Annotated in this window: 9 protein-coding genes and 1 pseudogene; 8 read left to right on the top strand and 2 right to left on the bottom strand. The window is 37.7% G+C overall.

Going from position 1 to position 11,212, the window contains the following annotated elements; translation table 11 throughout:
• Nucleotides 1–269: 269 nt before the first annotated feature.
• The 5 genes and pseudogenes from AC6CHJ_RS13095 (at nucleotide 270) to AC6CHJ_RS13075 (ending at nucleotide 3,969) form a co-directional block, all read left to right on the top strand.
• On the top strand, nucleotides 270–1,739 hold the full coding sequence (locus AC6CHJ_RS13095) for an FAD-binding oxidoreductase (RefSeq protein ID WP_498288895.1): 1,470 nt from the start codon (nucleotides 270–272) through the stop codon (nucleotides 1,737–1,739).
• 11 nt (nucleotides 1,740–1,750) lie between these two features.
• Nucleotides 1,751–2,281: a hypothetical protein gene (locus tag AC6CHJ_RS13090; RefSeq protein WP_498288893.1), complete on the top strand. Its 531-nt coding sequence runs from the start codon at nucleotides 1,751–1,753 to the stop codon at nucleotides 2,279–2,281.
• 31 nt (nucleotides 2,282–2,312) lie between these two features.
• A complete protein-coding gene (locus AC6CHJ_RS13085) occupies nucleotides 2,313–2,405 on the top strand; it encodes a urocanase-related protein (RefSeq protein WP_371923788.1) in 93 nt (30 codons plus the stop codon).
• Nucleotides 2,402–2,518 (top strand): annotated as a pseudogene (locus AC6CHJ_RS13080) (hypothetical protein); the annotation flags it as partial. The gene AC6CHJ_RS13085 and the pseudogene AC6CHJ_RS13080, both read left to right, overlap by 4 nt.
• Nucleotides 2,519–2,745: 227 nt before the next feature.
• Nucleotides 2,746–3,969: an MFS transporter gene (locus tag AC6CHJ_RS13075; RefSeq protein WP_392996887.1), complete on the top strand. Its 1,224-nt coding sequence runs from the start codon at nucleotides 2,746–2,748 to the stop codon at nucleotides 3,967–3,969.
• Between the two features lie 143 nt (nucleotides 3,970–4,112).
• Here the strand turns inward: AC6CHJ_RS13075 and AC6CHJ_RS13070 are convergent, their stop codons facing one another.
• Nucleotides 4,113–5,012, bottom strand: a complete 900-nt coding sequence (locus AC6CHJ_RS13070; protein ID WP_498288891.1) for a LysR family transcriptional regulator — start codon at nucleotides 5,010–5,012, stop codon at nucleotides 4,113–4,115.
• A 122-nt stretch (nucleotides 5,013–5,134) separates the two neighbouring features.
• Between AC6CHJ_RS13070 and AC6CHJ_RS13065 the strand changes: the two genes are divergently transcribed.
• The 3 genes from AC6CHJ_RS13065 (at nucleotide 5,135) to AC6CHJ_RS13055 (ending at nucleotide 9,515) form a co-directional block, all read left to right on the top strand.
• Nucleotides 5,135–7,141: a YhgE/Pip family protein gene (locus AC6CHJ_RS13065; protein WP_498288889.1), complete on the top strand. Its 2,007-nt coding sequence runs from the start codon at nucleotides 5,135–5,137 to the stop codon at nucleotides 7,139–7,141.
• 342 nt (nucleotides 7,142–7,483) lie between these two features.
• Nucleotides 7,484–7,951 carry a MarR family transcriptional regulator gene (locus AC6CHJ_RS13060; protein WP_249774837.1) on the top strand — a complete coding sequence of 156 codons (468 nt, stop codon included), beginning with the start codon at nucleotides 7,484–7,486 and terminating at the stop codon, nucleotides 7,949–7,951.
• Between the two features lie 142 nt (nucleotides 7,952–8,093).
• The gene (locus tag AC6CHJ_RS13055; protein WP_498288887.1) at nucleotides 8,094–9,515 is read left to right on the top strand and encodes an MDR family MFS transporter; all 1,422 of its coding nucleotides are present in this window, start codon (nucleotides 8,094–8,096) and stop codon (nucleotides 9,513–9,515) included.
• Nucleotides 9,516–10,434: 919 nt separating this feature from the next.
• Here AC6CHJ_RS13055 and AC6CHJ_RS13050 read toward each other — a convergent pair.
• Nucleotides 10,435–11,196 (bottom strand): phosphotransferase family protein, encoded by a 762-nt coding sequence (locus tag AC6CHJ_RS13050; RefSeq protein WP_498288886.1) that lies wholly within the window; start codon nucleotides 11,194–11,196, stop codon nucleotides 10,435–10,437.
• Between the last annotated feature and the right edge of the window lie 16 nt (nucleotides 11,197–11,212).

The raw sequence follows: 11,212 nt of genomic DNA, 5'->3' as shown, positions 1-11,212 counted from the left end.
CACTAATTTAGTAGCTTTGCGAGGACAACGCTTTTTCTGTGGGATTGTCTGAAGTAAACATTTTTAGAAGAAGTTAAATCAATATAAAAGTGCAGGTTTCTTAAACTGATTTTGATTATATGATGTTTTAGTATATTTTCAATGGATTTATAAACTATTGTTTGAATATCTTGCGCATGTTATGAAAATAACCGGGTTTTTTCCATAGCTGACATTGTATAATGAACGTATTATTATTCCAGCTCACAGTATGACAGGGAGGAGTTGCTATGCGAAAGATAACCGAGCTACTCAAAAAACCGTGGTTTCTAGGGAGTATAGTTGTTCTGTTCGTGGGCGCGATCTTATGGAACATCCCTATTGAGAAAAGAAAGTATGGGATTTCCCAAAGCGGTTTAGTAACAGACTACACGGGCCTTCTTCCTGAACGTGTTGAAAAGGTCGTGACTGCGGAAAACCGAAATGATTTGCAAAGGATTGTAAAAGAGGCAAATAAGAACGGCCAGAAGATCTCAATTGCTGGGTTGCAGCATTCGCAAGGGGGTCATACATATTATAAAGATGGTGTTGTTCTCGACATGCGGACTTTCAACAGGATACTAGAAATTAACAAGCAGGAAAAAAAGATTCGAGTAGAAGCAGGAGCTACTTGGGAAAATGTCCAAGAGGCAATACTCCCATATGGTTTAGCCTTGAAAGTGACACAGTCTCAGTCCATTTTTACAATTGGCGGTTCCCTTTCAGTAAATGCACATGGGCGGGATATCCGCTTCGGTCCTTTAGCAGAAACAGTCAAAGAAATGACGTTATTAACCCCAAAAGGTGAAATAAAGAAAATTACTCGGGATGATCCAGGTGAATGGATGAAGTACGTATTTGGCGGATATGGATTATTCGGTGTAATTTTAGATGTAACATTAGAATTGACGGAAGATGATCTATATACCATCCATACACAAAAGTTGAAGACTAGCGAGTATGAATCCTATTTCAATCGATTAATGAATCAAAGTAATACAGCAATGCATTATGCCCGAGTGAGTGTGGCGCCAAGCTCCTTTTTAGACGAAATGTATGTCATCGATTATAACTACACTGGTAAACAGGCGCAGAAAACTTTACTCAAAAAAGAACAAGGTGTCCGTCTATCTAAACTCGCCCTTGATTTGGGACGAAGAGGCGGTACTTTAGAGGATTTATTTTGGAAATCACAAAAAATATATATCAGTTCACTTGATGGAAAAGAGATTACGCGGAATAACGCCATGCGCTCGGAATCTACATTCATGGAATATACGAAGCCTGGTCGGGTGGAAGTGCTTCAAGAATTCTTTGTACCAGTTCAAGCCTACGAAGACTATATAAATGAGTTAAAGCAGGTTATTCCAATGAACGACAAAAAAGAGGATTTCAAAGTTCATAACATTACGGTTCGATATGCGGCGAATGACAACTTAACGTCGTTGAATTACGCCAAAGAAGATATGTTTGGTCTTGTAGTACTAATACAGCATGGATTAAAGGAAAAAGAAATAGAAAACGCCACATCGCTCATCCAGAAGTGGACAAACTTAACGCTCAAATATGGAGGGACCTATTACCTGCCTTATTACAGGTATCAAACAAAGAAACAATTTAGGAAGTCTTATCCTAAGTGGCAAAATTTTGCTGACGAAAAGCAGAAGAGGGATCCAAATCACGTCTTTCAGAATTTGTTTTATGAACACTACGTAAAGTGAAGGAGTAGAACATGAATCATAAAAATGCAGGCGTAATCCCGCTTGTGGCAACAGTAGGACAGGCCATTATTTTTCCTTATTATATTGTTTGGCTGAAGGAAGTATCGTTGACATTCACTTTATTTGCCTGGTTCTTTGCTGCATTTTCGTTTGCGGCTGCTTGGGGGTACCAAATCTTTCAGTCGAAAAAGAATAAGGACCAGTCTTATATCATTTTGGTGTATGCAGGAATGGGCGTTGTGTACCTTCTAGTTGGCAGTATCAATCAGTGGTCTGAAAGCCTTCCTTACGCGGTAGCGCTGTTGCAAGTTTTTCTTGGTGTATTACAGGGTTACTTTCGTGCATGGCATTCTGAACAAGAAACATATCATTTACATGCTGTTCACCATTATTTAATCGTCGGGTTCATGATGATCGGTTTTACCTTTATTAAAATAATTTCTCCCGTTGTATATATTACAATTTTTGGTTTTTTGTTGTGTTTGTGCAGCTTGTGGGAGCTTATTTGTAAAAGAAAATTTCGCTTATCTAAAAAGGTTTAATCGGGTCAATCATAAGTTCCTTGGGGATTCGGTGGGGGTGCCAGCTCGTATTTGCTGGCTAGAATATGGCGATCGTCATCGCTTCGCTTTAAAAGTAAATGAAATGGTTCGAATGGGGAATTGAGCTCAGATCCTGGCCTGGGCGTTGTTCGCCACGCAGATGCGGGTTAGGATATCGCCATCCAAACGGCGAAAGAAAAAAATGTACACATCCCGATGCTGAATAAAAAGGGATAAAAAGATAGCTAGATAATAAAAGGCAATGCAGAAAAATCTGCACTGCCTTTTTTGATGAAATAAATTACCTAATGAATGAAATATATGTTTGACTATATGGTTACTATACACCTTAGGATATAAGTAAGGAGAATAATAAGTAAGTAACTAGGGAAATGGCTTGGCTATTTTAAAAGCAACAAACATTTTAGAAATTGAATGAAAAAGGAGATAGAAGAGGGAATTTTATGGTGAAATCAATGAAAGATCAAAAAATGGTTATTGTTATATTGTTAAGTAATATTTTTATCGCATTTCTTGGAGTTGGATTGATTATTCCAGTCATGCCATCATTCATGAATTACATGCATTTGTCAGGTGGTTCTATGGGAACCCTCGTAGCCGTGTTTGCGGTATCGCAATTGATTGTTTCGCCTTTTGCAGGTAGGTGGGTTGATAATCTGGGAAGAAAAATCATGATTGTTTCAGGTTTATTTATTTTCAGTTTATCAGAGCTTATTTTTGGATTAGGAACGAACATCTTCATTTTATATATATCAAGAGCATTGGGCGGCATTAGTGCGGCATTTATTATGCCTGCTGTTACAGCCTATATAGCGGATATTACAAGTCTTGAGGAAAGACCAAAAGCAATGGGCTATGTGTCAGCTGCGATTAGCACTGGATTTATTATTGGACCGGGTATTGGTGGGTTTATTGCTGATATGGGCATTCGTATGCCATTCTTCTTTGCTGCAGCGATCGCACTCCTCGCAGCCATTTCTTCAACCTTCATATTAAAGGAACCCATATCAAAAGAAGAACGCAAAATAAATTTATCAAAGGGTAAAGAGACTACATTCTTTAAAGATTTAAAGGAATCAGTCAAGCCGATTTACTTAGTTGCATTTATTATTGTCTTCGTTTTGGCGTTTGGCTTATCAGCCTATGAAACCATTTTTAGCTTGTTCTCAGATCATAAATTCGGTTTTACAGCTAAGGATATTGCAACGATTATTACGCTTAGCTCAATTGTCGCTGTCATCGTTCAAATCGTGCTATTTGGAAAATTGGTTGAGAAACTCGGAGAAAAAGGGCTGATCCAGCTTTGTTTAATCGTAGGTGCTATTTTAGCCTTCGTTTCTACTATGATTTCTGGATTTATAACCGTCCTAATTGTCACTTGTATCATATTCCTAGCCTTTGATTTACTGCGTCCAGCATTAACTACGTCTTTATCTAAAGCGGCGGGCAATCAACAAGGGTTTGTCGCTGGGATGAACTCGACGTATACTAGTCTAGGGAATATCTTTGGCCCCGCGCTAGGAGGCTTCTTATTCGACATCAACATTAACTTCCCATATATTATCGCAGGTATATTTATGCTGATAGGCTTAGCCTTTACGTTGATATGGAAAAGTAAGAGAGTGGAAGAAGTATCAAATGAGTCTGGATTGAAAGAAGCCAATTAAAAAGCTAAAATCAAATCTCGACTATACGTAGTGAGTGCCTTTGCCAATTACGAAGGTTAATAAATACCAAATTCAACACTTAAATAGATTTTTTAAGCCCCCTAACTGTAGGGGGCTTTTTTATTTAGCATAATGCTAAGATTTCAATCCTTTTTAAGCCTAGTAGACAAAATTTTAAAATAGTCTTTCACAAATTCTCTAAATTGCTGTGCAGTCTCTGACAGATAGTTGCTTTTAGACCAAGCTAGCCCGATTGTCCGTAGACAATGAGGCTCTGTAATGCGAAGGCTATGTGGGAATTGACCAAATTGATGAAGCAAAGTCATTTCTGGAATAAAGGCAATGCCTAATCCTTGTTTCACCAAGTCACCAATGACCGTAGGATCATCACCTTCAAAGGCGATATGAGGAGTGAACCCTGCTTCGTAGCAAAACTGGTCCGTTAAATTACGAAAACCATAGCCAGTATGCATTTGTATAAAGGATTCATTTTTTGCTTCCTCTAGTTTAATCGTATCTCGATTTGAAAAAGGATGCCCAGGTGGTACGATGAGATAGACTTCTTCCGTGATCAGCGGTTCCCATATGATATCTGGGGCGTCGATAGGAATGGAAGATAGGCAATAATCGATTTTCCCTTCCACTAATTGTCCCTTTACGAAAGAGGAGGGCTGTAGAAACTGCTGGAATTTTACATTCGGATACTGAGATAAAAAGCTCTTTAGAAGATCAGGTAGAACGCGTGGAATGGTAACAGCCAGTGTAATCTTGCTTTCCTGCTGATTGGAGAGCTCTAAAATTTCCTTCCTCCCTTCATTTAACTCCAAAAATACTCTATCAACCCGTTTTAAAAACAACTTACCAAACTCATTTAATTTGATCTGACGATGTTCTCTGTTAAATAGAGGTGCACCCAAATCTTCTTCCAATCTTGATATCGTTTTACTGAGGGAGGGCTGGGCAATCTGCAGCTTTTTGGCCGCTTTTGTCATATGCTCTAGCCTTGCAACAGTCTGGAAATAATGTAGCTGTAATAGTTCCAAAGATGGTAGTCCTTCCGTATATAGATTTAAAGCTATCATTTGATAATTAATAATGTATTATACAACATGCATAAAAGTAATTACTATAAGTAAGGTGAAAAAAATTGAGGATGTGATAATACTTGAAGGGCTTACAATTGATTAAGCGCGATTTTATGGCAATGTGGAAGCATTCTCATGGACGTATTGCATTAATTTTTCTTCTAATTGTACCTTTAATCTATGCCGGATTCTTCTTAGCAGGATATTGGAATCCCTATGGCAAATTAGATAACTTGCCCGTAGCGGTAGTAAACAAAGATACTGGTGCTATGATGGGCAAAGAACATATCAAAGCAGGTAAAGACTTTGTAAAAGAATTAAAAGAGAACAAGGAATTAGACTTCCACTTTATGTCGGAGGAGAAGGCCAATAAGGGGCTGAAAGATGGGGATTATTATATGGTGATTACCGTTCCCGAAGATTTTTCAAAACACATTAGTACCCTAATGGATAAACATCCAGTTCCTGCACAACTTCTGTCAAAGACAAATCCAGGCGGAAATTTTGTAGCTTCGCAGATCAGTACAACTGCAATAGAAAAAATAAATGAGAAGATTTCAAACAGTATTACCAAAACATATGCAAAAGGTGTGTTTGATAAATTCCAAACACTCGGCAAGGGTTTAAAGAAAGCCGGAGACGGAGCAGATGAACTTCACACAGGCATAACGAATGCTAAAGATGCCGTTGCAAAACTGAATAATGGATTTGGCCAGCTTGATCATGGCATGAATCAATTGTCAACAGGTAGCCATAAGCTTCTCAATGGTGAAGAGACACTTTCAGCTGGTGCAGCCAACTTGGAAAAGGGTTCACTTTCATTAGCGGATGGCACCAAAAAACTGTCGGCAGGCATGAATACGCTGAAGACTGGTGAGCAGCAGGTTGCTAACGGGGCAAAACAATGGTCCTCTAGCAATGAAAAACTGCTTCAAGGACAAACAAAAGCAAATGACACGGCAAAGCTTTTGCAGCAGCAAATGGATGCCTATACAAATTCGCATCCTGATGCGAAGAAGGATCCAGCATTTCTAAAGATGCAAGCAATGGCAACTGGACTTGCACAGGCAACTGGCCAGCTTGAGGTAGGACAAACTCAGCTTGCACAGGGGGCTGAAAAGATAACTGCTGGACAGGAAAATGTTCATGCAGGAATGCAAAGTTTATCTGCTAATTTGGACAAAGCAGCATCTGGAGCGAGTGAATTAGCAGCAGGCACAACTAAATTTAGCAATGGCTTCGAAGAATGGAGCAAAGGCTATACGACATTAAATAGTGCCATCGATAAAGCGGCCGAGGGAACAAAACCGTTTAAAGAAGGCACTGCAAAATTAATGGATGGAATGGACCAATTATCTGATGGCTCTAGTACCCTTTCCTCTAAATTGAAAGTCGCTGCTTCCAAAACAAGTGGCATCTCTAATAATGATGCGTTAACGGATATGTTTTCTGAGCCAGTAATATTGAAGGAAACAAGTCTTTCCAACGTGCCTAACTATGGATCGGGCATTGCGCCTTACTTCCTATCACTTGCTTTCTATGTGGGCGGTATTATGGCATCAAACATCCTACCGCTTGGTAGAAGAAAAGAACGAATTGTAAATGGTACGCATCATTTGATCAACAAATTGGGGCTTGTCTATACGATTGGTTTTATACAGGCAATGATTGTGGACGCCATTGTATTAGGCGTCATTAAGCTAGAGGTGGCAAGTGTTCCACTGTTTATACTTTCTAGTGTAATTGTCTCATTTACCTTTATGACATTTATTTTAATGCTGGTTACTGTATTTGGTTTAGTAGGGAAATTCCTAGCCGTGACTTTCCTTGTTTTCCAACTAGCAACCTGTGGTGGTACATTCCCAATGGAGCTTGGAACGCCAATATTAAGTAAAGTAGGGCAATGGATGCCTATGGCTCATTCGCTCAAGAGTATGCAGGAGGTCATTTCTCTAGGAAATTGGCATGAACTGCAATCTCAATTACTTTACTTAGTCATTTATCTTGCTGCAGCTATTTTGATTGCATGGGTGGCGAGCCATATTCAACATCGTGAAAAACCGGCTGAGGAAGTCGTAACTTCATAAGGAAAAGGGAGGGCATATGCCTTCTCTGTTTTGTTATATTGAAACAATCGTGAGATTATACGAGAGGAATAATGTATAGTAATTTATGATTTAAAGTTAAATCCTATCATAACGTCAGCAATAAACAATCGACTAACTTCTCAATAAACTGATTCATCTACTCTAAGAAATATTTAGTTTTGGATTATAAGTATTTATGTATATTATCTATAGAGTGAAAGCTTATAAATGAGGAAGTAATCGCCATTCTGCACTAATATTATGTTGAATTATAAAAATAAAAACGAAAAAAAGCTATAATAGAAGTGAGAAGTGATGTACCAATTTAACGGGGGGCAGGCAATGAACAAAGAAAAACAGCTCTTAATGAATTTCAATGATGTATACAACAAAATCGTGATGCTTAATAAGCCAAAGATGGAAGAGAGCCTGAAGGGACATAAGCCTTCTGAAGTGCATTGTATTGAATCAATTGGAAAAAGCGGCAGTGCAAATGTAACGCAGCTTGCAGAATCCCTTTATATGACGAGAGGTGCCATAAGCAAATTAACGAAGAAGCTTTTAGAAAAGGGGCTAATCGAAAGCTACCAAAAGCTTGATAATAAAAAAGAAATTTATTTTAGGCTTACTGAATCTGGGAAAGAAATTTTTACAATACATGAAGAGTTACACAATGAATTTCGAGAGCGAGATAAAGTTGTATTTGAACAACTAACCGAGACGCAATTTGATAGCATGCTCGGTTTTTTGGAAACCTATAGCAGGCATTTGGACGAAGAAATAAAGAAACAAGACGTACCTCATCACTAAATGCTTATTCATAAATCTTATTGTAACAGTCTGATCCATCGATCAAGACTGTTTTTTTAAATTATATTTTTGTTGACTAGGAAACAAAATAATGTTATTTTTGTTTCTGTGGAAACTAAAATAATTTAAAGGGGCTTAATATATGAACAAAAACATATCACAGAAAGCAGGAATACCTAGAGAAATTCTTACAGCTGCTTGGGCAATTGCGCTTGGTGCGATTGCTCCAATGCTTGACTCTACCATGGTAAACATTGCAATTGACAAACTAACAAATGATTTTCATACAACACTTGATACTATCCAGTGGGGGATTACAGGATATATACTGGCTCTTGCAATTGCCGTTCCCGTATCTGGCTGGCTTATGAATAAATTTAACGGAAAGAAAATCTTCATCGGGGCAGTTATTGCTTTTGGTCTTATTTCTGTTTGTGCAGGGCTGAGTTGGAATATTTCCAGCTTTATCATCTTTCGATTACTGCAAGGGTTCAGTGCAGGGATTATTACAACGCTTATGTCAACATTATTGGTCAAAACAGCCGGCTCAGAAAATTTAGGGAAAGTAATGGCCATCGTCAGTACACCAATGATTTTAGGTCCAATTTTAGGTCCTGTGATTGGCGGTTTTATAGTCCAAGGAGCATCATGGCATTGGATTTTCTTTATTAATGTGTTTATCATTTTGATTTCTGTTCCGTTTATGCTAAAAACAATTCCCGATTTCGAGCCATTCAATAAAGAGAGCAAACTGGATGCATGGGGAATTGTCAATTTGTCTGTCATGAGCGCGACATTGATTTACGGTGTAACAAAAGCAGCAGCCTATGCATCATTCTCCAATGAGAAAACTATCTTTTGGATTGGGATTGGTTTTGTTTTTGGTGGAATTTATCTCTTATATAATCGAATGAATAAAAATCAAACTGTGCTACCGCTGAATTTATTTACGCATAAGAGTTTCTTAGCCTCAAGCACTGGATTGTTTTTGGCGAATATTGCTATTATGGGACCCATGTTAATACTGCCGTTGTTTTTTCAACGAATATTGCATTTTACGGCAATGGAAGCAGCGCTTGCATTAATCCCACAAGGAGTGGGAATGCTTGTTGCGCGTCCAATAATCGGGAAAATGATTGATAGGATTGGAGCTAGAAACGTTGTTATCGTTAGTCTTGTTCTTTCTCTATTTGGAACCTTTCCGCTTCTCTCTATTACGGGTCAAACAAGCCTGGTTTGGATTTCTATTATATTATTTATTCGTGGAACTAGCGTTGGTGGAATAATGCTTCCATTAATGAGTGACGCTTATACGGGTCTCGACGATAAGGAACTTCCAGAAGCAGGCGTTGGCATCAATATGATTGAAAATATTGGTTCAAGCTTTGGTTCGGCATTAATTGCAACAGTTGTGGCAACGACCGTACAAGGTTTGCAACCAACACTCAATAATGAATTAAAAGGATATCATGCTGGTTTTTTGGTTTCCGCACTTGTCCTTATAGTCATTTTTATTCCAAGCATCTTCCTTACACATAAAAGGAAAGATTTAGAAAGAACTTAGGTGGGATGAGGACACTGAAATTCATGTGCATAGTGAACAAGGAAAAGGGATTGAAATTACCGTTATTCTGATGCAATAGTTTATGAAAAAAGCAACTGACTGATTCAGTTGCTTTCTATGTATATTCACTTAGAGAAAAGGATGATAAACCAACAGATAGCCGATTAAAGTCAAGGCGCTGATAGTTGCTATATACATGAGTTTATTGTTTGCTTTTTGATAAAACCAGCTGCCTATTAGGAGTAAACTAATAAAATCGAAAAACAGCTGAAATAAAAAAGTATGATGATTGTATAGATAGATACCCACAGCTAATGCTTCCGCAGCTAACCCACTTACAGGCAATGCATATAAAAAACTGCTGATCCTATTCTCTTTGTTCCAATAGTAGAGTACGTAACTAATAGCACTACATACTAAAGCAAAAAAGCTATACAGTATAAAAAGATTTCATTGAAATTCTTCTTCGTAGAACCTTGGAGTGAAAAAGCCGAGTAAATATTTTAAAAGGTAAAAGCTTACATTCATACCCATTAAGTATACGAATACATTAATAGCCGCATTTATATTTGAGACACTAAAGTAGATGACCAATGTTACTGTGACCATCCAGAAACCATATAATGTGGCGATTGAACTTAGACTCCAAAGATTATTATAAGGAAAGAAGTCTGTTAACCTAGTGATAATCCCGGTAGCTAGTCCTATACAGAAAAAAAGACTGTAGGATTTTAAAGTATGTTGGTTATTTGTAGAATGTATCGCTACTGCCATTTAATTGCTCCTTCTTGTGTAATAAGCTGTATTCATCTTTTTATGACATAGGCTGCTTTCCTTTTCCACTCAACTGAAAAGTCAGCAAAAACGCGAATGCTCCGATGAGGGTAGAGTTGGCCAAGAGATTAAAAGCCCAAACAGATTATCCATCACAAATTTGAATGACAATATTCATTAGCCTTTTATTTTCTTCAGAAGAAGATACGTTTTCGTCTAACATGGCTCCTGCAATTATTGGCAGCCATTGGAATATTTCGCTTTTGGATATGTTTATATTACAACAATATAAGTGTAAATATAGCTCAGCTAATTCAATGGAATGCTGAGATAATAATAAATAAGTACGACATACGTCTGCACGGATATCCCCAGCACTAGCATCTACCCAATCAATGATACTAACTACATCTTCGTTCATAATTAGATTAAATGGGTGCAGATCCCCATGGCATAATCTGGGTTCATACTTTAAAGAGTTTAACCTACTAAATAACGCCTTTTTTTGTCTTTGATTTAGGGATGGAGCTGATTCAATCTTACGGCTAACTTTTATATCCATACGTTCAATTTCCTCTGATTCTACCTTGACTTCATGTATTCTTTTTTGAATATTAACAAGGACATTAATAGATTGCTCAGCCTCAATTTGATTTTTTAATAGACGATGTCCTAAGGTTTCACCGTTGATGTATTCCATTATTATTGCCTGTATTCCGTTTATCTTTTTAACCTCTAATACTTTTGGAACATTCAGCCCACATGAATAGGCAAACTCTTGTTTCTTAGCTTCATATAATGATTCAGTAGGTGGTAGATTTTCTTTGAAAACCTTTACTATTTTATTATTCCATAGATATAGATTGGCAGTATTACCGGTGGCGATCAGATTTCCTTTAAAATTCATACCTTTCCTCCAATCA

It is taken from the genome of Rummeliibacillus sp. GQ308 (assembly GCF_059759115.1).
This window is presented reverse-complemented; position numbering and strand designations above follow the sequence as displayed.